Consider the following 26,962-nt stretch of genomic DNA (forward strand, 5'->3'; position numbering starts at 1 on the left):
TGCGTCTAAATCCTGACCTGTAAATCCAAATGGGTATACCTATAATAAAGTTATTCATAAGGGATCAACTGCAGGAGGTAAACAGCTATGGCTACGACGATCGACAAAGCAAAGCGTACGAAAAGTGGAAGGTGGTGGAACCAATACCGAAAGGAAGCTTTAGTGGGTTGGCTTTTTCTAGCACCAGAAGCTATAGGGATTATAACGCTTGCTATTTTCCCTTTGCTATTCTCATTATTTCTAAGCTTTACGGATTGGAATCTCATAGGTGGATTTAAGGAAATGAATATGATCGGATTCGGGAATTTCGAAAGAATGTGGGAAGATTCGAAATTCTGGAAGGGCTTACAGAACAATTTGTTCTTTACTTCCGTTACGGTTCCTGTGGGTCTAATTATTGCGATGATTATGGCTGTTCTTGTGCACACGAAGGTTTATGCAAAAGGATTGTTCAAAATCTTGTTTTTTATTCCTTATATCTGTTCTACGGTTGCTATTGCAGCAGTATGGGCCGCACTCTATCACCCTTCAAGCGGGCCAATCAATCAGTTTCTTATGGGGATTGGTTTCGACCACCCTCCGAAATGGCTTGTTGATTCGGAATATGCGATCGTCGCGATCATGGTGATTGCCATTTGGCAGGCACTCGGCTATCAGATGATCATATTTCTCGCTGGATTGACGCAAATATCTGAAGACATCTATGAGTCAGCAAGAATCGATGGAGCATCAGGTATGCAGCAGTTCTGGTCCATCACAGTGCCGATGTTGGCTCCTACAACGCTATTTTTGACCATTACGACAGTCATCGGTTCTTTTAAAGTGTTTGATCTTATTAAATTTTTGACAGACGGTGGTCCTAATGATGCATCGACTGTGCTTGTCTACCGAATTTATGAGGAGGGCTTTATTAATTTTAATATGGGTTACGCATCTGCGATGTCTTGGGTACTCTTTCTTCTCGTGATCGCTGTATCGTCAGTAACCTGGATTATACAAGGCAGAGGGAAGCGGACATAAAGGAGGCAGAAGGAAAATGTCATTAAAGAACTTAAAGCTTGACCGATTGATTATAACCGTTATACTCTCGGCGTGTTCAATTTTGTTTATTGTTCCATTATTGTGGATGCTCTCCGCATCAGCCAAGCTAGAGCGAGATGTCATGACTTATCCCATTCAATGGATACCACAGCAGTGGAATTGGATAGAAAACTTCCATAAGGTATGGTTGGAAAATGTCCCTTTCACCTTGTTCTACTGGAATTCCTTCAAGCTTGCAATTATTTCTACGATAGCAACATTGTTATTTTCGTCAATGGCTGCTTTTGCTTTCTCCAAGCTTCGCGCTCCAGGAAAGGGTATTATGTTTGCGCTTATGATGTCATTTATGATCATTCCGGACCAGGCTACACTTGTTCCCCGTTTTATCATGATCAAATGGCTAGGCTTGTATAATTCGCATGAAGGGCTAGTGTTGATGCTTGCATTCTCGATGTACTTCACCTTCTTAATGAGGCAATTTATGATGGGAGTTCCGAATGACTTCATTGAAGCAGCGAAAATTGATGGAGCAGGCTATCTTAGGGTGTACGCACAAATTTTACTGCCATTGTCTAAGCCAATTCTGGCAACAGCAGGAATTATTAAGTTCATATGGACTTGGAATGACTATCAGAATCCGTTGATTTTCTTGTTCAAAAAGGAGCTATTTCCGCTACCGCTGGGCATTCAATTTTTCCGGCAGGAATACTCGAACAACGTTTCGTTAATGATGATGGCTGCAGTATCTGCAATCATTCCGCTTATCATCGTCTTTATCATTCTCCAAAAGGAGGTGATTAACGGAATTACTGTTGGTGGAGTAAAAGGATAATCTGGTTAACGCAAAGTCAAAATAATGTAAGCGAACGACTAGAAGGTAATTCATAATTAATAAAAAGGGGATGCAAAATGAAAAAAATCATACTATTACTCACATTATGTTCATTGTTATTCGTGGCAGCTTGCAGCAACAATGGCAATGGAAATCAGGGGAAACCCGTTGAATCCAATGCTGGTTCGGCAGCGGAAGAAGTCGTTACGTTGAAATTTTATACGAACGCTAAGGGTGAGAAGGGTGAACCCATGATGAACATCGTGGAAGCATTCAACGCTCAAAGCAAGAACGTCAAGGTCGAGCATGTAGCACTCGTTCAAAATAATGATTCACGTGAAATGCTTCAAAAATTGGATGTGTTATCTTCTTCAGGTGAAGCGGTTGATATTGTTCTTCTAAATAACGAAGGTTATGTGTTGGAACGTGCGGGTAACGGGATGTTATACCCGCTGGATGAATTCTACGAAGCGAACCAGATTAATGCGGAAGATGAATTCTATCGAAATCCGAAGTATGACGGAAAGTATTACGGTGCAATGACTGATGCAAGCTTCTGGTATGTAGCCATCAACGAAAATCATTTGAAGGACGCCGGTTTGGACAAGCCTTCTTTCGATTGGACCTGGGATGATTTCAGAAAATATGCGAAAAAATTAAAGGAAAGCAAGGAAGGACGATTCGGAGCTTACTTCCATACTTTTGGGGAGTATGCCAACCTAATTGCGTACACCGATTTCAAGAATCCACAGCTAAAAGAAGATGGCACTTTGTTGTTTGATGATCCAAGCTTTGAATATTGGTTCAATCTCCGCAGAGGAATGGAAGTGGAAGATAAGTCCGTAAGGCCGCTTGCGGATGTATTGGCTGCCAAACAGCATTGGGCCACTGATTTCATGAATGGCACTACGAGCATGATGCCGATTGCAATGTATTCGCTTGATGAAGCGTTTCTAAATGATACAAGTTATCCGAGAGATTTCAATATTACGTTTGCACCGCTTCCTCGTTCATCCAAAGATGTGGAGCCAGGTTTAACAAGTATAGGCGGAAGTTACCTTTCCATTCATAAAAACTCGAAACATAAAGACGCTGCTTTTGAGTTTATCAAGTTCGCAACGATGGAAGGAGCGACATTATCGGGCAGAATCCCAGGCTGGAAAAAAGCTGACGGAAAAGCGATCGTGACCGAAATTGTTGGTGATAAAAAGAATCTGGTGGACATGGATGCTTTGATTGCTACACTCTTTGATGAGCGTGTCCGGACAGCTGGTTCATCTGTAATTAGCGTTCCTTATCAGCAACAGTTGAAGAAGGTTGCCGAAGGAGGAGTCACTAAGTTCTTGCTTGACGATGTACCGTTCGAAGAAGCGCGCACGTTTATGCTGGATGAAGGACAAAAGATCATCCAAAGCAATAAATAATCGTTTGGATCGGGAGGTCGGCATATGCCGATTTCCCTGTTTTCATTATGGAGTTCGATTATAATTGTGTAAAATGGATCGTAGGATTGGGGGGATACTTCATGCGTTGGTTGTACCGAATTTCGTTCTATCGTCAAATCCAATTAGCGCTTCTGCTCTTTCTTACCATTCCGTTGCTACTGATCTCGGTGATGTCCTATATGACCAATAAACAGGCAAACGAAGAAAATGTCCGTTCAAACATGAAAGGCATTATCGGAACGCTAGCCAACGATATCTCCAAAACGGCAAACGATGTCATCTATACCGTCAATCAGTACTCAGCTTCACAGTTGAATCATTCTCATTCGGATTTGAGAAAATTAAAAGCGATAACGAGTTTCGAAACATTTGCGGACTATCAGTCCTATATGAGCATAGCAGAGAATATGTCATTTTACGTTGGGAAATTATCATTGTTGAACGTTCATGTATTGTACCTCAATCAAGCCTATTATCCGCTTGTCGGCTCTGCTAAACCGAGTGATATAGCATCGCTTCGCAAGGATGAACGTTTTGAGCATTTGCCAAAGAGCGAGGCTTCTACGGGAATCGTACAGTGGTTTCGAGAAGAACAAATGGGTAGCTTCGATGATGTCCTCCAATCATCCTATTATTTGTTCTTGAAAAAATCTATTTATGATCCCATTCGTCACGAAGTGCTGGGAACACTATTTGTTGGCATTCCCCATTCCTATTTTGATTCATTGTTCCATCATGCAGGTCAAGGGGTATTTTCCTTATATGAGCAGGATGGAAGTTTATTAGCTGGTGTAGAAGGCAGTCCAGCCTATTTAATAGACGGGGCGGATTCAGGCAAAAAGAGAGAAACGGTACCCGTATCGGGAACGACTTGGACCTTGGTGTACGACCTAGACACAACTGCGGTATTTGGCGACATAACGCAACGCTTCTGGTATACGCTTCTTGCCGTTTGTATTGTGCTGTTCGTGTTTTTATTCATATCAAGCGTCATCGCAAAAGGATTAAACAGACCTATCCATAAGTTAATGCGTGTCGCTTCACAATACGGAGAAGGAAATAGCTCTGTTCGTTACCTCGTCACAGGACAAAATGAGATTTCACTTCTTGGTAAATCGATTAATGACATGCTGGATAATATTAATGCGCTTATTAGCAAGTTGGAAAACGAACAGGAAGAGAAACGAACGATTGAATTGTATGCTTTGTTCTCCCAGATCCAGCCGCACTTCCTGTTCAATACGCTTAATTCCATCAAGTGTAATTTAGCCATTGAAGGTGATCAGGTGCACAGCGAGACTATCGATTCATTAATGGCGTTATTGCGAGCTCACTTGAAGGTACACGAGCCATTAACCCTTGCAGATGAATGTAAGTTACTCTCACAATATATATCGATAATTCGAATGCGAAATCGGCTAAATATTAAGCTGGACATCTCACTGCCAGACCATTTTCGCGATGTAATGATTCCACGTCTACTCCTGCAACCATTGGTTGAGAACAGTATTATTCATGGTTTTAACCGATCCATTTCCCATCCATTAATTGAAGTAAAGATTAGGGAAGCATTTCAAGGGATCGAAATTCGAGTATCTGACAATGGCCGAGGAACTACTTTGGAACAGGTTTCCAGACTGAATCAAAAGTTTGAGCATGAGGTGGAACAAGCCCGTGATAGCGGAATTGGCTTGTATAACGTTTATCGGCGACTGAAGCTGACGTTTGGGAATTCAGCTCGACTTAGCATTGAGTTGAGCGAAGAGAATAGATTTGTGAGTAAAATATATATCCCCATGAATAAGGATAGAGAGGACAAACCCTATGTTGAAAGCGATGCTGGTCGACGATGATGCACCGGTGGTGGAATATTTGCGCAAACTCATTCCATGGGAGTCTCTAACTATCCGTATATGTGCAGAAGCTTACTCGGCTGAGGAAGCTCTGGAACTTTTCACAGCGACCATGCCAGACATCTTACTTACCGATATCGGTCTTCCGGATGGCAATGGAATCGAATTGGCTCGACGCCTTCGTGTTTTCAATCCCAAACTTCGTGTCATCTTCCTAACCTGTCACGAGGATTTTCAATATGTCAAAGAGGCTCTTCGGATTGAAGCGGATGATTATATCGTCAAAGATGAGTTAAATCCAGAAAAGATTGCTGAAAGTTTGAAAAAAGCAGTCTCGCGCTTTGATGATGAGCAAGATCAGTTGGAGAGAATGGCGTACAAGAGCGAAATGGCGCGAAATAAGGATGTACTTACCCAACAATTTTTTCAGGAGCTTTCTCATGGCGGAGATCTAAGAGCGCTGCTCGAGCACGGGACAAGATTAGGTATATTATGGACGGAAGATTCGCGATATGCCGTAGGTTTATGTCACTTGGACAGAGGAGATCTTATTGAAGTTTATCAAAGTGATCGAACGGAATTGGTACGATATGCTGCATATAACATTGCTGTGGAGTTGTCTGAGCATACGACTGTGACCATATTCTATTCGAAAGACGGACGCCTTTGGTGCATTGCTTGCTCGAAAGAAGAGGATGTGATGGCAGACTTAGACAAGTTTGGTACTCAGCTTCGTGAGAAGCTGCTCAAGTACTTAAAGGTCGAAAGTTATATCATAACCACAGAAGAGGATTGCGTCTTGCCTGAACTTGGGAAACGGATCATTGCAACTAAGAAGCATTTCGAACATGACTTTTATAATATAAACACGAATGAACCACGAGCCTTGTTGAGCAGCAAAGAACATGAAGAGAATCGAATGGAGACATTGGCGGTAAAATGGATGGAAGCTCTACATCTTACAAACGATTCATCCGCGCATATCTATTTGTTCAATCTAGAGAAATCCATGTATGTAGTTGCATTAGCACCTGCGGATGCGAAGGAACTGTTGCTGCGATGGGTTCAGGAAGCAACTGTACGGAGTGGTCGCTCATTAGCTGCAGATATTCAGGAGGATATCGGCAAGTCCGTTCGATTGAATGAAGCGTTTCGAATCGTTCGTTGGTTTATGAAGGCTCTCATAACAAGTGCTAGGTCATTTTCTCAAGACGAGAGTACGATGAACCCAGATCTGAAAGCGATTAATCGGTTTATTCGAGAAAACATCTATCGAAATATAACATCAATTGATATCGCTCGCCACTTGCATCTAAATCCAAGCTACTTCTCTCGTTACTTTAAGAAAATGACGGGTATAACTGTAACAGACCACGTACATTTATTGAAAATGGAGGAAGCGAAGCTGCTGCTTACGGAAAAAGGAGAAACGGCAGAAAACATTGCTTATATGTTGGGCTATTCTGATCGCGGTTATTTTTCAAGAGTATTCAAAAAGTATGTTTCCTTAAGTCTAAGCGAATACAAACAACGATACTATTCAGAAATGGAGAATAATGATGGAGAGCAATAATCGTATAAATATTCAGAATAGTTACCCATGGATAGCCGACCAAGGTGACGGTACTTTCGTTAATCCGATCCTACATGCCGATTACTCCGATCCAGATGTGGTACGTGTAAATGATGACTTCTACATGACCGCTTCCAGTTTTGGTCATATTCCCGGACTGCCTATTCTTCATTCGAAGGATCTTGTGAATTGGCGATTAATCAATCATGCGATCTTACGTATGCCGATTACGGCCTATAATCAGCCGCAGCATGGAAATGGTGTATGGGCACCAAGCATCCGCTATCATAACGGACAATATTGGATCTTCTATGGTGATCCGGATGTTGGTGTATTTATGACAACAGCACAAGATCCAGCAGGTATATGGAGTGAGCTGCATCTTGTTATGGAAGGGCAAGGTATTATTGATGCTTGCCCATTCTGGGATGACGATGGCGAGGCGTATTTGGTTCATGCCTATGCACATAGCCGTAGCGGTATTAAACATCGATTGCAAATACGAAGGATGTCGTCTGACGGAAAAGAAATACGCGATGAAGGTGTCATTATTGTCGACGACCCTTCACGTCATCCAACGATTGAAGGTCCTAAGATGTATAAGCGCGAGGGGATATATTATGTGTTTGCCCCAGCTGGGGGAGTCGAGACAGGCTGGCAAACAGTGCTGCGTTCCGAGCATCCGCTAGGTCCTTACGAAGCCCGTATTGTTCTTCAACAAGGTGAGACGCCTGTGAATGGTCCGCATCAAGGTGCGTTTGTGGAGCTTGCATCCGGAGAATCTTGGTTTGTGCATTTCCAGCATAAGGATGCGTATGGGCGAATCGTTCACTTACAACCAATGGAATGGAAGGCTGGTTGGCCGATTATTGGTATTGATCAGGATGGAGATGGGATCGGTGAGCCTGTCATGCGTGCACCAAAGCCGAATGTGGGGGATAACATTCATCCGATTGAAGCACCAGCTTCCACTGATACATTCGATTCTCCTCAACTAGGCTTACAATGGCAGTGGCAAGCTAATCCACAGGATAACTGGTATTCTCTTTCAGAGAGAAGCGGATATCTTCGTTTATACACACAAACAAGGCAAGAGGGACAACATTCGTTGTATCAGGCACCTTGCCTTATCATGCAAAAATTTCCTGCACTTGCGTTCGAGGTAACGACGAGCTTTGATGTATCTGGTTTCCAACAAGGAGACAGAACGGGTTTAATCATCTTTGGTTATCAATATTCAGCATTAACGTATGTGTTAGACGCTGAGGCAGGTCCTCAAATTCAATTACTTGAAGGGGATATGGATAGCGAGAGCATGATTTGGAAGCTTCCAATGGCCAGCTCAAGCAGGTTGTGGTTTAAGGTTTCAGTCGAAGCAGGGGCTGTTTGTCGGTTTCAATATAGCCCGGACGGAGAACGGTTCGAGAGGATTGATCATACACCATTTCAAGCTACAGTCAGTAAGTGGGTCGGAGCGAAAGTAGGGCTATATGCTCAAGCCAATCAAGAGGCTGGAGGTTATGTTGATTTTGATGATTTCATCGTTACTCGGTAGTTGTCATTTCTAAAAACAGGGTCAGTTAAAGGAACAACAGGAATAAGGAAAGCAAAAGCCAGTAGAAATCTTCTAACGGCTTTTTGCTTATTTACTTATTGTGAGTCCATATGTTTTTTTCTTTCAATCAATATAGTTAAACTAACGAGCGTAACAAATATGGTTGCTCCCATATCGGAGAGGATGGCAATCCATAATGTGAGCCACCCGGGAATGGTAAGCAAAAGAGCAATTACTTTTAGTCCGAGTGAGACGATAATATTGAAGCGAATAATACGATTTACCTTTTTGGCAACCGAAACGGCTTCTGGAAGTTTGCCTAGATGATCCTGCATTAAGACGATATCCGCTGTCTCGATGGCACTATCCGTTCCTTTGCCCATCGCAATGCCTAGCTGCGCAGAAGCGAGGGCGGGAGCGTCATTAATACCATCGCCAATCATGGCTACATGATGATTCACTGAGAGTTCTTTAATTCGTTTTACTTTACCCTCTGGAAGAAGATTTCCATAAAATTCGGAAACTCCGACGGCTGAAGCCACTTTCTCTGCTGTCTTCTGATGATCGCCTGTTAACATGATCGTTCTTTTAATCCCTAGTTTGTGTAAGGATTCAATGACAGAGCGGCTTTCTTCTCGTATTTCGTCAGCAATTCCGAACATGCCAAGTACTTCTTCCTCATCTGCTACCAAGACGAGGGTAAGACCTTCTTCTTTTAATTGTTCGACGCGGGTTTGTATGGAGTCAGGTATAATAATGTGCGCCATGCTTTTTTCATTCCCGAGCCAATACATCTGACCGTTCACTTTCGCTTTAATCCCTCGACCAGTAATCGTTTGAATTTCATCCGGTTCAGAAACGACGATGTTTCTACTGTCCATTTCTTTCATAATCGCTTTCGCCAGTGGGTGAGATGATGACCTTTCAATGGCTCCAGCAACAACAAAGAATCGTTCTTCGTCATAGACCTCCAATTGAGCCACATGTGGTTCCCCTTTAGTCAACGTCCCTGTTTTATCAAATGCAAGTGAATCAATCTTACCGAGCTGCTCAAGGAACACTCCACCTTTAACCAGTACACCGTTCCGTGCATTTCTCGTAATTCCTGAAACAATCGCAATAGGGGAGGAAAGAATCAGCGCACAAGGGCAACCAACAATTAAAACAGATAAGCCTTGATAAAGCCACGTCATCCAATCTCCTTGAAAGAGGAGAGGGGGGATAAGCATAACAAGAGCTGCAACAAGCATGATGAGGGGTGTATAGTACTTCGCGAACTTGTTAATAAAAAGTTCAGTTGGTGTTTTTGTTTCTTGTGCTTCTTGAACGAGATGAAGAATTTTTGCCAAGGATGAATCCTCATAAGCTTTATTTATACGAACGAGTAGAAGACCCTCATTATTAATGCTTCCACCGTAAACAATCTCACCTGATTCTTTCTCAATCGGAAGCGATTCACCTGTAATGGCAGCCTCATTCACCGAACTTTTACCTTGGGAGACGATACCATCTGATGGGATTTTCTCACCAGGCTTTATCTTTACGAAATCACCGACTTGAAGAGAGGAAATCGGAACAATTATTTCTTGACCATTCTCTACCTTTAAGGCTTCCTTAGGAGCAACTTGTAATAAAGTTTCCATAGAACGACGAGCTTTTTCCATACCATAGCCTTCAAGCAACTCATTTAGACCAAACAGGATCGCGACGAGCGTAGCTTCTTTCCATTCACCAATGGATACAGCTCCTACTAATGCTATGGTCATTAAAGTATCAATATTGAATTTTAATTTGAATAGGTTTTTCAATCCTCTAAAGAAAGTGGTGTAACCACTAATAATCGTAGCGAATACATATAAAAGAATGACGGTTTGTTTGTCGAGGACACCATCTAACCATAATGCGGCAACATAGATTACACCAGATGTAATGAGCAATGTAAGCATCTTCATATTTCCTTCAGAATGACTGTGATCATGGTCACTATGGTCGTGACCAGTATTCGTTTCCGAACTTTTCTCAATGTATGCATGGTCCGATCTCAAAATCTTCTTGACATCAGTCATTGAGACCAACGGATTTAACGTTAATATTCCAGAATTATAGCTAAGTTTGGCATCCTCGCCATGTTCTAATTGTTGAATCTCTTCCTCCATTCTTAGGGCGCATCCACTACAAGAAAGCCCCTTTATCCGATATTCATTCATTAGACATCCTTCTTTCAAAGTATTATATGAACACTTGATCATATGATATGCAATTCCATTATATATGTCAAACTTATTCTCTCCAGTTAGACGTAGAAAAGTGAAAACCACCGGACTGCTCCTAAGGAACAGTTCGATGGTTCGTTAATCGTTCTATAATGTTATTAGTTGAGCACATTCACCACGGGTTAATAATTGTCGTGGTTGAATGTGTTTAGTACTATCTCCTTCAACAATATTTGCTTGTAATACGTTTATAACAGAATCTTTTGCCCAATCTGAGATATTGTTATAATCCACATATTGTTGCAAACTGACTGAATCAGAAGCTAATGCTGTTAGCTGTGATATATTTAGTGCTCTTGCAATAATTACAAAGGCATGCTCACGTATAAGAAATTGCTCAGGGTTAAATATTTGATCTGTAAATCCTTGAATTAAGCCATATGAATTGGCTACTCTGATTCCTGATTCGTGCCATTTGTCTTGACTGACATCTGTGAAACTGGAAGGGGGTAATCCTGACGTAGCGCTCGTTAAGCCCAAACCGCGCGCTATAATGGATGCAAATTCTGCTCTAGATACGTATTTCGAAACATTAAAATTCCTAAGCTCATCACCGAATAGTATGCCATGATTCGCAAGATTAGAGATAGCTTTTTCTGCCCAGTGACCATTTGTGTCAGAAAAAGTTACTGGATTATTTAAAACTGGAACAACAGTTCCGGTTGAAACAGTGTGAATGATCATAAAGCTCTTACCATTCTCCAACAAGGTCGTATTCGTGAGATTTTTTCTACAATCGACTTTAGTAAAACCTATGATGATTCAAACGGTAAAGCGTACCAGCGGCCAGTCGAACCAAAGCGCACATTTAGTTGCGGAACGTCGTCAAAAGATGAACCGTTCCTTATGGGAGGAACGGTTTTTAACATGCTTGCAGCTTAGCTGTCGGTTGACTAGAACATATATGACTATAAGTCGCGGAAATCAGCTTTTTTTGATATATCGTATATTCTTATCAAAGGCTAATGACAAGAACATACTCCGAATTACATAACCACGATTATATTTGCAGCGGATTTCCCGCTCGGACCGTCTAATAAGGTGAAGGTGGTGATCACATGAAGCCGACCGGCAGTCGAAATAAGAATGATTTTTCGAAAGACCCCACGCAAGCACTTGAGCAGCTCATGAACGAATTCGGCACAATTGTCATACGGACTGCGTTTTTCTATACGGGGGATGCTCATCTTGCCGAGGATATTAGCCAGGAGGTGTTCCTACGCGCGTACCGAAAGTGGAACACTTTCCGCGGCGACAGTACCGTCAAGACGTGGCTGACGACGATCACAGTCAACATATGCCGCGACAAAATGAGCGTTCGTATGTTCACGGAACAGCCGACCGAGCCAGGCAAGTTGGAGCTTGGCCGAACGATCAGCCTGGAAGATGAGGCGCTTGAACGGCTAAAGAAGAGCGAAGTGCTGCAGCATGTGCTTCGCCTGCCGTTGCCGTATCAGGAAGCGTTGTACTTGTATTACTACGCAGACCTCAACACGCGGGAGATATCAGAAGCAATTAGCTCCCCGGAAGGAACAGTACGCAACAAACTGCATCGGGCGCGAGAAATGCTCGCCCGAGAGATCAGTAAGGAGGGAATTCTTCATGACGGATATGGATTATGAACTGACTAAACAGTTTCGAAAGGAGTCTGATGAAATGTTATTTTCGAGTATGGAGATGAGTGAGCAACTGAAGCGGAAGATTCGTCAAGAAGCGGCCGCAGAGAAGGCAGGGCGTAAATGGAAACTTGCGAAATCATGGAAGGTGGCTGCGGTGGGATTGGCAGCAGCGGTCTCAATCGTTGTGGCCATCCCGCTGTTAGGTACACCGAGCGCTCCGGCGCCTGTGGATAATACGACGGAAAATGTGTCTCCGCCACAGTCAAACGGAGGCATAGTCGGTTCAGAATTGACTTCATTGACGACATTGACGCTTGCTTCCATCGAAGAAGCAAAGGCGTCTTTTGGAGAAGACTTGCTGCTGCCGTCCTTTGTACCGGAAGGGTACACCTTAACAGATATTGCAGCGGTGGGGATGCCAGATGAACCAGTTAGAGATATCATCTTAACGTATGTGTCGGGCGAACATACGGTTACGTTCACGGCCAGCCGCATGGCTTCCATCTATCCGACGGAGCTATTTACAAAGACGAAGGTGGGCGAAGTGGACGGATTCGTATTTGAACAACCGAGCATGACTGAATTGTTCTGGACGATTGAAAATGTCCATTTTGGCATAACCGGGCCAATTCCAGGAGATGTAGCGATGAGGATGGCGTTGTCGGCAACGCTTTAAGTAAGAAACGCTAAGTGAGATAAGCTTTTACCTCGAAGAGCAAGTGTCATCCATGCTGACCAGTTGCTTTTTCGAGGTAGTCCATAATTTACCTATTACATTATATTGACCTTGCCTTAAATAAGTAGACAGTAAGAAACCCTCTAGCAAGGTCATATCTTTTGATCCGACAGCCTATGGCGATAACAGGGCATTGCGGCTTGCCTTTGAATCAAATCTTCATTATATGTTTCTCGAAGACCTTGAGGACGATAACCGAATAAAAGCTATGCGGATCTCAAAAAGCCCCATTCTGGGGCTTTTTGTCTTTTCCAAGACATAGACTTGGTTGTTTTTGGGTTCCAATTCTTGAGCTTTAATGAAACGAGTTATAAGCCGAGCACCAATATATCCGGCCTTATTCAGGAAAAAATCTGCAGGAGATGGCAATTGCCTCCGCAGTTAGAATTTTTCAATCGCTTCGACCTGCATTAATGCCGATGGTGCTGGGAGCAATCCTATTTGATTTGGCCATCCAAAATCAAGGTATCAAATCAAAAATAGTGCTATTTTGTCAACGGCGGTTCCGCGTTATAGTGAGGTGGCATCAGAAGAAAACGCTGTCAATAGGGTTTGTTATCAGTATAATGACGGCGCAAGGGGGCAGAGGAATTGGTAGATGGAGCGCAAGCGCAAAGACGAAAGCAGACGGAACGCGTCATACAGAAGGCACATGAAAGTCGGCCTTTCGGCACTATTCGCCAGGAGAGATACGACGTCGTCGTTTGCGGCGGCGGCTTGGCCGGTTTTTGCGCGGCGGTGGCATCGGCAAGACATGGGGCAAGAACGTGTCTTGTTCAAGATCGACCCGTCTTCGGTGGCAACAGTTCATCCGAGGTCAGAGTGACGCCACACGGGGCGGCCGCGTTCCACGTGTACGCACGGGAGACGGGCATTATCTCGGAGCTTCTGATCGAAGAACGCGCCCACAATCACGAGATCATCTTTGAGAACGGATGGACGAACAGCGTATGGGACATGACGATGTACGATCTGGCCATGCGTACGCCCAATCTAACCTTCCATTTGAATACGTCCATCGTCGACGTTCGCAAAAGTGAGGAGCGTCGCATCGAAGCGGTCATCGGGCTTGTGGCGAACGCGGAGACGACGTTGGAGCTCTCCGGCGATATCTTTATCGATTGCACGGGCGACGGGCTCGTTGCGGATCTTGCCGGCTGCGAATGGCATATGGGTTCGGAAGGACGCGAGGAGTATGACGAACCACATGCGCCGCTAGAGGCGAGCGGCGACGTGATGGGCTCGTCGCTGCTGTTCAAGACGAAGGATACGGGCACTCCAGCTCCGTTCGAGGCGCCGGAATGGGCGGCTAAGCTGGATAACCCGGACTTCTTCTACAAGCAAGGCCGCAGGCCTAACGATATGCGGGGCGGCTACTGGTGGATCGAGATCGGCGTGCCTTGGCATACGATACACGAGAACGAGGACATTCGGCATCAATTGACGCGATACGTGCTGGGCGTCTGGGATTGGATCAAGAACAAGGATCCGCAGACGAAGGAGCTTGCTGCGAACCACGCTATCGATTGGATCGGGCAGGTGCCCGGCAAGCGGGAGAGTCGGAGAATTCAAGGCCTTTATCTAATGACGGAACATGATCCGCAGAACAGAACCGTATTCGAAGACGAGATCGCCTACGGCGGTTGGTTTCTGGACTTGCACACTCCGGGGGGACTGCTGGCGCCGACGAGCGAGCATGCGAGCTCGGAAGGCTATGACGAGACGAGCTCGTACATGGTCAAGAGCTATTGCGGCCCTTACGGTATCCCGCTCCGTTCGACCATCGCCAGGGACGTCGACAATCTGATGATGGCCGGCCGCAATATCAGCGTTACGCATGCCGCACTCGGAACGGTGCGGGTCATGGGGACGACCGCGCTCATCGGACAGGCCGTCGGTACCTCGGCAGCCATCGCACTTAAGCGTGGCATCGCGGTCCAGGACCTTCCGACCGAAGCGGTTCGGGACGTGCAGCAGATATTGCTCCGCGACGGCTGCTTCCTGCCGAACTCGCTGAACGAGGATGAGCGTGACTTGGCCCGCACGGCCCGACTCTCCGCGAGCAGCGAGGCGGCTGTCGTTGGAATAAACCCGGAGACGGATACCTCACGGCGGGATCCGTCGAGCGAGTGTTTGCGCCAGCGCAAGGGCCAATGGCTCGCGATCGCCGAAGAGGCGCTGGATTGCGTATCGGTCTGCTTGTCCAATCTGACGGACGAAGAGCAAACGGTGGATGCTTGTATCGTACCCGTTGATCACATCTGGGATTATCGGACGGAGCTTCAACCGCTCGCCGCAGTCAAGCTCAAGGTCAAGCCCGGCGCCGCCTTCGATTGGATCGATTGGGACGTTCGTCTGACTTCGGCATCGGGCCTCAAGCCGGGCAGCTACGTTCGACTCGATCTGCTCTCGAATCCGAACGTTAATTGGCATGTTGCGTCGGGCGTCGTGCCTGCGCATACTTGCGCGTACGAAATGGGCGGAGGGAAGATGCGCAGAGATTGGAACGGACCGACGAGGAGCTTCCGCATCGAACCGCCGCAGCATTGCTTCGGTCCAGAGCAAGCGGTAAGCGGCGTGGCGCGCCCTCATCACTACACGAATCTGTGGCGTTCGGATCCGGCGGAGTCGCTGTCGCAATGGCTTGAGTTAACGTGGGAGCAGACGCAGTCGATCGGCTGCGTGGAGCTGTCGTTCCCCGGTCATCTGCTGTGGGAGTACCGTGGATACGCGCCGTTCTACCGAGACCCGCAATGTCCGAAGGATTATCGGATCGAAGCATGGGCGGACGGGGAATGGACGGAAGTTGAAGTCGTTCGAGGAAACTACCAACGGCATTGCCGGCATAAGCTGGAGAGGCCGATCGAGACAGCCAAGTTGCGTGTCGTCATCGAGGCAACCAACGGCGACCCTTCCGCCGCCATTTACGAGATTCGCTGCTATCCGCCGCAAGGAGAATGACAATTATAACCGAGCAAGCCCCGATTCGGCTAGTTCTGATCGGGGCTTGTTTGACGTTTACCTGGATCGACGATACTCCTTCGGGGAGATGCCGAAGTAATTTTTGAAAGCGCGAGAGAAGTGATACAGGTTGCCGTAACCAACCTTCTCGGACACTTCGTTAATGCGCAAGGTAGGATCCTGCAGCAGCTTGCTGGCTTCTTCCATCCGTACCTTGATTAAATAGGCGGTAAATGTCAGCCCGGTCCGCTCCTTGAACAGCTTGCTGAAGTAAGAGTAGTTCATGGACACCCGGTTCGCCACCTCCGCAAGCTGCACTTCGCGGTTAAAGTTCTCCCTGACGAATGCTTCCGCGAACGAGATAACGGTGTCCGCCGGTTCGGCATTATCGCTTGCAGAACGCTTCGCAGTGTCCGTGTACGCCAGTAAATACCGGCGAAGGTCGCCTAGCGTATGAAAGGAGGCAAGCGCGCGGATTTGCTCGCGCTCTTCGAACGGCAGACGTCCGTCGAAGCGTCGCCGGATTTCCGTCAGCAGCAGCTCGTAAACCGCCTTGATGCGGTCGAGAGACTCGCTTCCGATCAGGCTGTCGGGCAGCCAACGGTCGATCCATTGAGAGATCCTCTTCAATTGCAACGTTTCGACGGCGTGGCGAAGTTCCTCGATATCCTTGCGGGCAGGCAACTTTCCATCGGTTCCGCCGGACCGATTGTCCGATTTCGTCGACAGCACTTCGCATGGCTCTCGCAGAATGCGGTACGACATGGCAAGCTTAGCTTGCTTATACTGCTTCGGCAGGTCGGCCGGCCGACACGGCTCGCTGACCGACGCGACCGCATGCTCTGCGCCGGCCTCCTTTAATCTCTTTACCGTCTCCCCAATCATGGAAGATGCAGCGTCAAACGAGACGTCATCCGTGAAGTTGATAACCGCACAGACGCTCCCGTCCCCGTCATGGAACGCCAACAGCCGCAGTTCCTCCGGATGCCCGACTTCGCGGGCATTCCGTTCCAAGAGCGATTGTGCTAACTCCAGATCTCCAGAGTGATAAGGATCACCGCTAATATGGAACAAGGCAACGGCAGCCGAACTGTGGATCAAATAAGAGTCCGTTAGCTCAAAATCGGGAGAGTTGACCGCATCGCCGTTGCCTCGAGGATGAATGGCCCCGTTCAGAACCGCGTTCAATCGCGAGGCGAGCATCATCCGTTCGGCCTTGCGGCTTCGTTCCGCTTGTGCGGCCTTCTTGTCGTCCTCCGCGATAGCTGCGATCGCAGTCCGGATCTGCTTAGCTAATTCGGCCGACCCCGCCGGCTTCAGCAGATAGTCGAGAGCGCCGTATTTAAAAGCCTCGCGGACGTAAGCGTAATCGTCGTAGCCGCTGAGCAGGATGAATTTGGACGACGGAAGCTCGGCCGAGAGCCTACGGATCACTTGAATGCCGTCGATATCGGGCATGCGCATGTCCGTAATGACGATATGCGGCTTCAAATCGGCGGCAGCTTGCAATCCCTCCTCTCCGCCGCAGGCGACATGAATCTGCGAAATCTCGGCAAGACCCGCGCGCTCGAGCTTCGCTTTGACGCCGTCGCCGATCAGTTGCTCGTCATCGATAATGAGCACGTTGTACATGGCTGTCTTCCTCTCCTGCATCGTAGGGGATGGTGATGACCGTCTCTGCGTATTCGCCTTCTACACTGATAAGCCGAATCGAGTATTCCTCGCCGTAGAACAACTTCAGTCGTTCGTTGATGTTGCCGAGCCCGATGCTTTCCCTTGTTTGATCGTTAGCCGGCGTATAGTCGGATTTCTTGAACTGCTGGTTAAGGTAAGCAAGGCGTGCCGGTTCGACTCCCGGACCGTTGTCCCGAATCGAAAGCAGGACGGTGTCGTCGGACTGAAGCGAAGCGACGAGGCCGATGCGCAGCAATCCATTTGCCGGGAAGCCGTGTCGGATGCTGTTCTCGACGACCGGCTGTAGAAGGAAGCGAATCACGCGTAACGGAAGGAGCCGCTCCGGCACCTGAACGCTTAGTTCAATATCGCTGCCGTATTTGATTTTCTGCAGGTTCATGTATTGCTCCAGATAGCGAATCTCGGACTCCAGCGTCGCGAATTTCGATTTTCCGTCCATATTGTAACGCATCATTTTACCGAAATCGGCCATCGCATCGGACTCTTCGAACTGACCGGCTAGCTCCATCCTCGCGCTGAACATATCGAGAGTATTATAAATGAAATGGGGATTGATCTGAGCTTGCAGCGCTGCGAGCTGAGCGTCCTTCTGCATCGTCTCTTTGCGAATCATGTCCTTCATCAGCATCGTTACCTTGTTCAACAGAAGATTGAACTTCTCAGTAATAACCCCGAATTCGTCTCGCCGGTCGATCGGAATAGGCTTGAAATCGGCTTCGATCGCCTGATCCATCTGGCGGATGCTCGTTCTCATTTTACGCAGCACCATCTTAAGCACGGAATAGAAAGAGAACAGCAGAACAACCATCGTCGCGATGAAGACGAGGTTGCTTGCGGCTTGCAAGGAATTCGCCCTGCGCGGCTGAGAGACGGTCATCAGCATGGACAAGCCGACGCCCTTCAGCTTCTCTCCGATATACAACCTGCCGTCGCGCATGGAATAGTCGCCAGTAGACAGCGTTTGCAAGAGTAGGGAAGAGAGAGGGTTCTCACTTTCTTCCGGGTATAGAATATGGCCTTGTTCGTCCGCGATGACGATGTCTTGACCGCTCTCCGACGGTTCTTGCGCGGTCGCCAGCAAATCGCTTGGTCGAACTTCGACGAGCGTGAAGCCGAGATCATTGCCTTCCAATGAGATCATCTTCTGCACGAAGGCAAAGGTTTGACCGCTCACCGTGTTATCCCGGACGATCCATGCCGATTTCAATCCAGAACGGACGAACGAATCGTACCAAGGCTCCCGTTTGGCTTTGAACGAATGGTAGAAGGCACCGAAGCCCTCGGGGATCGTCTCGTTGTTCATGAAAACGGATATCTTCTCGGTATTGACCTTCTGGAACAGCATCGCATAGTTGATGAGCGGCGCCGCGTAACTGAAGTAGGTATCCAGCGAATTGTTATCCTCTGAGAAGGGGCTCTCCAGAAATTCCTGCAAGCGATAATTGAAAGTGATGGAATCGCTTACGCTCTCGATCAGATCAATCTTATTCTCGATCGTGTGTTTCATCTGCTTCAGCGCCGTAGCGGAATTGGCGACCAATTGAGCGCGGACGAACTGCTGGGATTGATCGTAGGTATAGAGCCCGAGTACGCTAAAAGGAAGCAGAATCAGCAGCACGAACGCGAGCATTACCTTGCTCTTGATGCTTATGGCGTTTAATTGGCGGCGCATCGTCGTACCTTCTCTCGATGGTTATGAGTCCTACTTCACGTATTCGACAATTTACTAGTTAACCCTTCCCGACTCCTGGATAATCCAAAATGAAGGTATCAAAACAAAAACAGAGCTATTTTTATAAGCGCTTTCAAGACTTATAGTTGGATTAGGCTTCCGGCGCTGAAGCAAATTCAAACAAAGAGAACGTTACTCGCTATCGCCATACGAGAGGCGGTCCGGTAACGAACGGGGGTGGACAAGAAGTGGAAAGAACCTTAGAAGCGAGACACAGCGCTCCTGCTTCGGGAACGGAGGGGAGCGGCCGGCGCTCAAGATGGAAGAGCCAATTCGCGCTACAGAGCATGGTATGGCCTGGACTGCTCTTCCTTATCGTATTTTCGTATGTGCCCATGTATGGTATTCTGATTGCCTTTAAAAATTTCGATTTGTTCTTAGGCGTCATGGACTCGCCATGGGCGGGATTTAGCCACTTTAGGGAGTTCCTCACGGACCCCAACTTTATGAACGTGCTGCGCAATACTCTGGCGATGAATCTGCTCGCGCTCTTTCTTGGGTTTCCCGCGCCGATCCTGTTCGCTCTCCTCTTAAACGAGTTGACGGGAGTACGCTTCAAGCGATTCGTGCAAACGATTTCATATTTGCCGCACTTCGTCTCATGGGTTATCTTCGGCGGGTTGATCCTGACCGTACTGTCGCCTTCGAACGGGATCCTCAATCTGCTAATCGTCAAGCTGCATATATCGGATGAGCCGATTAACTTCATGGGTAATCCGGATCTGTTTTGGATCATCATGGTCGGGGCGGAGATGCTGAAGGGTATCGGCTGGGGGGCAATCATCTATATCGCGGCGATTTCCGGTGTGGATCCAGAGCTTCACGAGGCGGCTACAATCGACGGAGCCGGCAGGTTCCAGCGCATGCGCTACGTTACGGTGCCTAGCATCATGGGGACGATTGTCATCATGCTCATTTTCGCTGTCAGCTCGATTCTCAATACTGGCTTCGAGCAAATCATGGTGATGCAGAATCCGCTGAATCTCGACGTTAGCGAGACGATCGATACTTACGTGTACAAGGTCGGACTTCAGCAGATGCGCTATTCCTACTCGACAGCTGTGGGTTTGGCCAAATCGCTTGTCGCGCTCGTCCTGCTGTTCGGGGCCAATTACGTATCACGCAAGCTTACCAATAACAGTCTGTTCTAAGGTAAGATGAAGGAGGATTTAAGAATGAATATCCGCTCCAAAGGAGATAAGTGGTTCGACACATTTAATATCATCGTCATGACGGCCATCATGGTGCTTACGATCGCCCCGTTTTGGTTCGCGCTGGTCGGCTCGTTTAACCAGGGACTTGACTATATGCGGGGAGGGGTCTATTTCTGGCCTCGCACGTTTACGCTCTCCAATTACTTTTCGGTTTTTGCCGATCAAACGATTTTTCACGCTTATTTCGTTACGATTTCTCGAACGCTCGCCGGCACGGCGCTGCACGTGGCGTTCACCGCGCTCGTCGCTTACGGCATGTCGCGCAGGGCGCTGGCCGGCCGCAACGTTTATATCGTCGTCATGATGTTCACGATGTTCTTCTACGGCGGCCTTGTCCCGACTTATTTGCTGTACAAGGATCTCGGCTTGCTTAACAACTTTCTTGTCTACATCATTCCTACGATGTTCAGCGTCTGGGACATGATTATCGTCATGTCTTTCTTCCGTTCGATACCCGAGCAGATCATCGAGTCCGCGAAGATCGACGGAGCAGGCGAATACCGCATTTTCCTGCAACTCATCCTGCCGCTCACCAAGCCCGTTTTGGCAGCTATAGCTCTGTTCAACGGGGTATATCACTGGAATGCGTATACCGACGCGATGCTGTTCACGACCAAGGAAGCGCTAGAGCCTGTTCAACTGTTCCTCATGCGCATCGTCACGGATTCGTCGGTAGCGACGAAGTTCGGGGAGCAGGCAGCAAGTGTCATGCCGGAAGAAGCGAAGCAGATCAGCCCCGAGACGCTCAAGCTTGCCATGATGATGGCGACGACAGCGCCGATCCTGGTCATCTACCCGTTCCTGCAGAAGTATTTCGTCAAAGGCGTTCTCATCGGTTCCGTCAAAGGTTGATTTTCGCATCAAGCAGGCACGTACGGGTCTGCTTGACGCGAATGAACAACATATAGCTCTTACAAGACAAAGGGGAGGCAAAACGACATGCAATTTAGCAAAAAATGGATCGGCGCCACGATGGCAGCCGTTCTGATGGGTGGACTTCTCGCGGGCTGTTCATCAGGCAACGAAAACGCGAGCAACGCGAAGTCCTCGGAATCGGCCGTTCCGTCTGGAACAGCGGCGCCGGGCGAGAAGCCGGAGGACAAGTCTCCGATCAAGATCACTTGGTTCGTCGACCAGGATTACTACAAGAAAAATTGGGATCCGGAAAACAACCTGCTCGACAAAATGATTACCGACGAAACCGGCATCTCAATCGACTTCACCTCAGGCAACTCCGACAAGCTTAGCGCCATCATCGCTTCCGGAGATATCCCCGATGTTATTACGCTCGACAAAGGATCACCGCAGCGCGGTGTGCTCGAGAAGTCGGGTCTCGTCTCGCCGCTTGACGAGCTGATTAAGCAGCACGACCCGGACTTCCAGGTTCCGAAGTCGATGCAGGACTGGTTTCGCAATCCGGATGGACACTTCTATGGCTTCGCAAGCTTCTTCTGGGCGAAGGAATCGTTCCAGCCGGGCGACCGCATTCGTAGCAATCAAGGATTATACGCAAGGCAGGATATCATGGATCAACTCGGCATTAAGGCGGAGGACTTCAATACGAAGGAAGGCCTGGTGTCAGCACTGCGTAAGGTCAAGGATTCAGGGACGAAATACAACGGCTTTACGGTAACTCCCGCGTATTTCGAGAGCTGGATTATCGGCAACTTCTTCGGCGCTCCTCGAGAGGACTCGCAAGGCAATCTGATCGATCGCGAACGCACGCCGGAGATGCTTGAAGCTTACAAGTTCCTGAATCGACTGTACCGAGAAGGCTTGATGCCGGAAGACAGCCAAACGCTCGACAAGAACCAGATCCAAGAGAAGGTCACGAACGGCGCTGTCTTCGCCTTTACGAATAGGACGATCGACTGGAGCGCGCTCTATCAGGCGGACCCGAAAGCCGTCTTCGTTCACGTGGGACCGGTGGCAGGCGACTCGGGCAGCAAACAGTATGTCGATCCCGTCAGTTCGTCAGGCTGGACGCTTTCGATGATCAACAGCAAGACAAAATACCCGGATCGTATCATCAAGCTGTTCAATTACTTGTCCACGGAGGAAATGAGCTTAAACGTAAATTACGGTCCGAAAGGCGCGGCATGGAATTACGACGAGAACGGCAAGGTAAAGTTGACCGACGAGTTCAATACGCTGAATGCCGAAGATGCGAACAAAGCCAAGCTTAAATACGGCAACGGGACGCTGCAATGGTTGATCAATTGGTTGCCGATCCAGAGAACCACGCCGGCAACGAGCACGGAGGATGCGAGGATCAAGGAAGAGTCGACCATTTACTTCGCCGATTTCACATATGATATGCTTCCGTTCGAATCGATAACTCCGCTTGGCGGCACCGAGGAAGGCGGTATCAACGCGAAGATCGAGGAGCAACGCAAGAAGCAGCGGGCCAAGATGATCCTCGCCAAGTCAGAAGCTGATATCGAGAAGTTTTTTAATGAAGAGATCCAGAGGGAAGAGAAGCTCGGTTATCAGAAGCTGTACGACTACCAGAATAAACAATTCCAAGAAGCGAAGAAGGCGCTTGGTATGGCCTTCGCTTGGCCGGCGAATCAGAAGAAATAAGCTTTGGAGAAGAGACAAAATACGCGGATGCAATTCTTGGCATCCGCGTATCCAATTGGAGCGAGAGGAACGGCTGAATCGGAACAAAGGGGACGATTACGTTGATTGCAAAGTCCAAATGGATAAGCCGCAAGTGTCTAACCGGATGGTTAGTGTTGATACTCACGATTCCGCTGTTTAACGTCGGCGCAACCGAGGCGAAGGCGGACGTGCCCGCGGGCTGGCAGCAGATCGACACGGAGCCGATGATTGCCCAAGGCAGCGCTTTGGATCTGTCGGCGATGAATGATGCGCCAGCGGGGAAGCACGGTTTTATCCAGATCGATTCCGACGGGGATTACGTCTTCGAGCAGCAACCGCAGCGGAAGGTAAAGCTTTATGGCGGCAATTTATCCTGGAATATGTACTATGGCTCTCATGAGGATGCCGATCGTACGGCGGAACGTTTGGCGCGACTTGGCTATAACGTCGTAAGGCTGCATTCTTTAGATTCCATGGCAGATTGGGCGCCAGGCATCTTCCAGCCGAACTCTCCGACCCCGCAGTTGAATGCCAATAGGCTGGATCAAGTCGAATATCTCATCTCCAGGCTCAAGGCTCACGGCATCTATGTCGTGATCGATCTGTTCCAGTTGTATGACTTCAGAAACGTACCGGTTCTAGGCGAGTATGCAGAAGGATATAATTCGGCCTATCTTCTGCCTACGCTGCCAGAAGCGATGGAAATGTGGAAGGCGATCGCTAGTGTGTGGCTCTCCCATGTCAATCCGTATACCGGGATTGCCCTGAAGGACGATCCTGTGCTCGCGGGCGTCAGTCCCTGGAACGAGTCGCTTCTGCTCAACATGAAACTCAGCTCGATGAAAGTGAAGTTCCGCGATTTTCTATTGGATGATTTCAACGACTTCCTAGCGGATACGTTCGGCGAAGCTCCGATCACGTCGATCCCCGATCAATACTGGAATGCGAGCGGTACGATCAAGGATCGCCTAAGCGCCTATTACTCGAAGAAGACCATTTCGGCATCGAACGAGATGCGCAACTACTTGAAGCAGGAGCTCGGGGTCGAAGTGCCGGTCGGGGGATTGAATCACATTATTAGTCCGAACGTGAATTACTGGCGGAACCAAGCTTCGGACGTCTACGAAACACACTTGTATCACCAGTTCGTCGATAACCGGATTGACGAGAACGGTAAATACGGCTTCCAATTCAGACCTCTCAAATTCCCGCGTCTCAGCATGTCGTTCGATAGCGCGACGAACGCGAACTACCCGAAGGATTGGGCGAGCGATCGGCTGTTCGGAAACTATTATCCGGCCTTGTCTTTAAGGCAAGGGTACGAAACTCCTTTCTTGCTGACGGAATTCCAAGACACGTTCCCGGCCAAGGGGCGCGAGGAAGCTGGTATCTTCGTCGGCGCGACAGGAGCGTTCCAAGGCTGGGATATGTTAAATCGATATTCATTCGGCATAAACATCGGCGACGCCTACACGAACGGAAGACTCGGAACGCCGGAGTCGTTCTCTATCGCGAATGACCCGCTAGCGATTCTATCTGAGGCGGAGGGTTCGCTACTGTTCCGAACCGGTGCCATAGAGGCCAGCGTGCCGAAGTTCGCCATCGTATGGGATAAGATGTGGGCTCGTGACAAAGGCGCCGCTTCCGAGATCGAGGCGTATATCGCCAACATGATGTATATCCCGCATCTGTTCAACACGGCAACCGTGTATGCGGATAACCCGAGCGTACCCTTCGCGGTTTACCGGATCACGCCGGAGCTGACCACGCAGCAGATCGAGGCGGGTCAATTCCCCGCTGTGAACCGAATCCCGATCACGAGCGGCATGACGGATCGGCAAGTGGCCGAAGCGATGATCAACTCGCTTGACGCTTCCCCGACGAAGACGGCAATGCTTGACGCTCTGAATGAGAACAAGCTGCTGTCCGACACGGGAGAGCTTCTGTTCGACCTTAATCTGAACACCTATATGGTTCGGACGCCAATGATCGTCGCGGCGGCCGGCACGATGGACAATCACGACCTTCAGCTCGGTCCGGCAACCGTGACCGGCGATGTGTACAAGGGCACTTTCTTCGCTTCCTCCCTAGACGAAAAATCGTTGGAAGACAGCGACAGGCTGCTGCTTATTTATACGACGGACGTCGCAGCTACGGACGAAGAGACGGTACAGTTGTCCTCGGGCGAAGTCAAATACTTTAAAGGCAAGCTGCCTACGCTAGCCAAGGAACAAACCGCGCAATTCCGGTTATCGGTCGAACGCCCTGTGAACGGATACAAAGCCTATAAACTGTCGCTTAACGGCGTGAGGCTGGAAGAGATTCCCGTGACGATCTCAGGAAGCGACCTTGTCGTTCAGCTCGTTACAGACAAAGGCTTCGCCTTCGAGCTTATCTATGACCCGTTGTTCGCGGATACGTTCGAGAACGGGAACGCGAGCGGTTGGACTACGGTAAACGGACAATGGAGCGTGGTCCAAGACGGGGAGACTACCGTTTATCGCTCCGCCGCAAAGGGCAAGACAGTGATCGATGCGACATACGGCAGCGACTACTCGGTGGAAGCCGACATCAAGTCGACGACCGCTAAGGGAGAAGTCGGCTTACTGGCAAGATACGCAGACAACGACCATTATTATGTATTCAAGTACAATGCGCAAAAGGGTAAGGCTGTAATCAAGAAACGAGAGAGCGGGATGACCTCCGTTATTCAATCGGTGTCCGGGCTGACGACAATCGCAGCCGGCACAACCTATAAGCTGCGGTTCGAAACGGAAGGAACGTCGCTTATCGGATCGGTGAACGGCCAGACAATTATTACCGCCGTCGACTCTTCGATCGCCGAAGGAAAAGCGGGACTTGTGTCAAACTCGAAGAAGCCCGTTGCATTCGACAACGTTCTGGTCCAACATTACGATCGTTCGGCTCCTACGCCTCCCGCAAACTTAACCACTACAGTGCTCTCTTCTTCAGAGATTAACTTAACCTGGCAGGAATCCACAGACGAAACGGACGTCGCGGGCTATAAGATCTACCGGAACGGAACGGATATCGCCACCGTTAACGGCTCGGTCTATAACTACAAGGATACGGGACTGAATGCCGTGACGACGTATCATTACGCGGTTAAAGCTTACGATCCGGGAGGCCGGCTATCGGATCCCAGCATCGAAGCAATTGCGACTACATCGAACTTGCTATTCGAGGACAACTTCGAGGATGGAGTTGTGAGCGATTGGACGGTCGTCTCCAATTGGGGGAACTTCTCAGTCGTAACTGACGGGAATTCGAAAGTCTATTTGTCCGACAACGCGGATAAAGGCGGAACCAAGTCAGTGACGGGACTTAGCACATGGACGGATTATAGCATCGAGGCCAAGACGAAAGTGGACACCTGGCAAGGCCGCGTAGGCTTGGTTGCGAGATTCGTGGACTACAACAATTTTTACTACATGTATTACGCAAGCTATTACAAGAGAATGTTCCTCGTTAAGCTGCAGAACGGCGTGGAGACGACGTTGACGACATCGCCCATTCTCTCGGATCCGACGACCGGTGTCTACCATACCTATCGGTTGGAAGTGAGAGGGAACTCGCTTAAAGCATACTTGGACGGGCAATTACTTGCCAGCGCGACGGATTCCGCCTTCGGTACCGGCAAAGCGGGCGTATTCTCTCATCTGGAGAAAGCTTATTTCGATGATGTAAAAATCCAGGCTTTGTTGTAATCGCTCCTTTTCTATTTCAATTGCCGTTGCCTCGGCATACTGGAGGTTATATCTACGCGTATACTCCAACGCGCCAGTGCGACGACGCCGAAGCTTTCTAG

At 48.5% G+C, this 26,962-nt stretch carries 17 protein-coding genes; 13 read left to right on the forward strand and 4 right to left on the reverse strand.

All coding sequences use genetic code 11. From position 1 onward, the window contains the following. Positions 1 to 87: 87 nt before the first annotated feature. The 6 genes from FGT79_RS03405 (at position 88) to FGT79_RS03430 (ending at position 8,299) form a co-directional block, all read left to right on the forward strand. Entirely contained in the window at positions 88 to 1,020 is a 933-nt protein-coding gene (locus FGT79_RS03405; RefSeq protein WP_138751372.1) for a carbohydrate ABC transporter permease, read from the forward strand. A 16-nt stretch (positions 1,021 to 1,036) separates the two neighbouring features. After that, positions 1,037 to 1,873, forward strand: coding sequence for a carbohydrate ABC transporter permease (locus tag FGT79_RS03410; protein WP_138751373.1), 837 nt, complete (start codon positions 1,037 to 1,039; stop codon positions 1,871 to 1,873). Positions 1,874 to 1,950: 77 nt separating this feature from the next. After that, positions 1,951 to 3,297, forward strand: coding sequence for an ABC transporter substrate-binding protein (locus tag FGT79_RS03415; protein WP_138751374.1), 1,347 nt, complete (start codon positions 1,951 to 1,953; stop codon positions 3,295 to 3,297). 101 nt (positions 3,298 to 3,398) lie between these two features. Continuing rightward, positions 3,399 to 5,171, forward strand: coding sequence for a sensor histidine kinase (locus FGT79_RS03420; RefSeq protein ID WP_171056058.1), 1,773 nt, complete (start codon positions 3,399 to 3,401; stop codon positions 5,169 to 5,171). Next, positions 5,143 to 6,744, forward strand: a complete 1,602-nt coding sequence (locus FGT79_RS03425) for a response regulator transcription factor (protein ID WP_138751376.1) — start codon at positions 5,143 to 5,145, stop codon at positions 6,742 to 6,744. Before FGT79_RS03420 ends, FGT79_RS03425 begins: the two co-directional genes overlap by 29 nt. Then, entirely contained in the window at positions 6,728 to 8,299 is a 1,572-nt protein-coding gene (locus tag FGT79_RS03430; protein WP_246096124.1) for a glycoside hydrolase family 43 protein, read from the forward strand. Before FGT79_RS03425 ends, FGT79_RS03430 begins: the two co-directional genes overlap by 17 nt. Positions 8,300 to 8,394: 95 nt before the next feature. Here the strand turns inward: FGT79_RS03430 and FGT79_RS03435 are convergent, their stop codons facing one another. Together FGT79_RS03435 and FGT79_RS03440 are read right to left on the reverse strand one after the other, a co-directional pair. Further along, positions 8,395 to 10,506: a heavy metal translocating P-type ATPase gene (locus tag FGT79_RS03435; protein ID WP_138751377.1), complete on the reverse strand. Its 2,112-nt coding sequence runs from the start codon at positions 10,504 to 10,506 to the stop codon at positions 8,395 to 8,397. A 153-nt stretch (positions 10,507 to 10,659) separates the two neighbouring features. Next, positions 10,660 to 11,256 (reverse strand): S-layer homology domain-containing protein, encoded by a 597-nt coding sequence (locus FGT79_RS03440; protein WP_138751378.1) that lies wholly within the window; start codon positions 11,254 to 11,256, stop codon positions 10,660 to 10,662. 374 nt (positions 11,257 to 11,630) lie between these two features. On the opposite strand from FGT79_RS03440, the gene FGT79_RS03445 reads away from it, so the two are divergent. The 3 genes from FGT79_RS03445 to FGT79_RS03455 all read left to right on the forward strand — a co-directional run bounded on the left by FGT79_RS03445 (position 11,631) and on the right by FGT79_RS03455 (position 15,888). Then, a complete protein-coding gene (locus FGT79_RS03445) occupies positions 11,631 to 12,194 on the forward strand; it encodes a sigma-70 family RNA polymerase sigma factor (RefSeq protein ID WP_138751370.1) in 564 nt (187 codons plus the stop codon). Continuing rightward, the gene (locus tag FGT79_RS03450; protein WP_138751379.1) at positions 12,175 to 12,867 is read left to right on the forward strand and encodes a hypothetical protein; all 693 of its coding nucleotides are present in this window, start codon (positions 12,175 to 12,177) and stop codon (positions 12,865 to 12,867) included. The genes FGT79_RS03445 and FGT79_RS03450 overlap by 20 nt, the downstream gene beginning before the upstream one ends. A 651-nt stretch (positions 12,868 to 13,518) precedes the next feature. Beyond that, complete coding sequence (locus FGT79_RS03455; protein WP_246096126.1) at positions 13,519 to 15,888, forward strand: FAD-dependent oxidoreductase; 2,370 nt, start codon at positions 13,519 to 13,521, stop codon at positions 15,886 to 15,888. 57 nt (positions 15,889 to 15,945) lie between these two features. On the opposite strand, the gene FGT79_RS03460 is transcribed toward FGT79_RS03455, so the two are convergent. Together FGT79_RS03460 and FGT79_RS03465 are read right to left on the reverse strand one after the other, a co-directional pair. Then, positions 15,946 to 17,520: a helix-turn-helix domain-containing protein gene (locus tag FGT79_RS03460; protein WP_171056059.1), complete on the reverse strand. Its 1,575-nt coding sequence runs from the start codon at positions 17,518 to 17,520 to the stop codon at positions 15,946 to 15,948. After that, on the reverse strand, positions 17,495 to 19,255 hold the full coding sequence (locus FGT79_RS03465; RefSeq protein ID WP_138751381.1) for a cache domain-containing sensor histidine kinase: 1,761 nt from the start codon (positions 19,253 to 19,255) through the stop codon (positions 17,495 to 17,497). The genes FGT79_RS03460 and FGT79_RS03465 overlap by 26 nt, the downstream gene beginning before the upstream one ends. Positions 19,256 to 19,503: 248 nt before the next feature. Here FGT79_RS03465 and FGT79_RS03470 point away from each other — a divergent pair, with 248 nt between their 5' ends. From FGT79_RS03470 to FGT79_RS03485, 4 genes are all read left to right on the forward strand, one after another. Next, a complete protein-coding gene (locus FGT79_RS03470; protein WP_246096128.1) occupies positions 19,504 to 20,466 on the forward strand; it encodes an ABC transporter permease in 963 nt (320 codons plus the stop codon). A 24-nt stretch (positions 20,467 to 20,490) separates the two neighbouring features. Continuing rightward, entirely contained in the window at positions 20,491 to 21,381 is an 891-nt protein-coding gene (locus FGT79_RS03475) for a carbohydrate ABC transporter permease (RefSeq protein WP_138751382.1), read from the forward strand. A gap of 87 nt (positions 21,382 to 21,468) precedes the next feature. After that, positions 21,469 to 23,112: a type 2 periplasmic-binding domain-containing protein gene (locus tag FGT79_RS03480; RefSeq protein WP_138751383.1), complete on the forward strand. Its 1,644-nt coding sequence runs from the start codon at positions 21,469 to 21,471 to the stop codon at positions 23,110 to 23,112. 101 nt (positions 23,113 to 23,213) lie between these two features. Beyond that, positions 23,214 to 26,861, forward strand: a complete 3,648-nt coding sequence (locus FGT79_RS03485; RefSeq protein ID WP_138751384.1) for a fibronectin type III domain-containing protein — start codon at positions 23,214 to 23,216, stop codon at positions 26,859 to 26,861. The last annotated feature ends 101 nt before the right edge of the window (positions 26,862 to 26,962 follow it).

This window comes from Paenibacillus sinopodophylli (assembly GCF_005930355.1).
In the GTDB taxonomy this organism is placed as follows: domain Bacteria; phylum Bacillota; class Bacilli; order Paenibacillales; family Paenibacillaceae; genus Pristimantibacillus; species Pristimantibacillus sinopodophylli.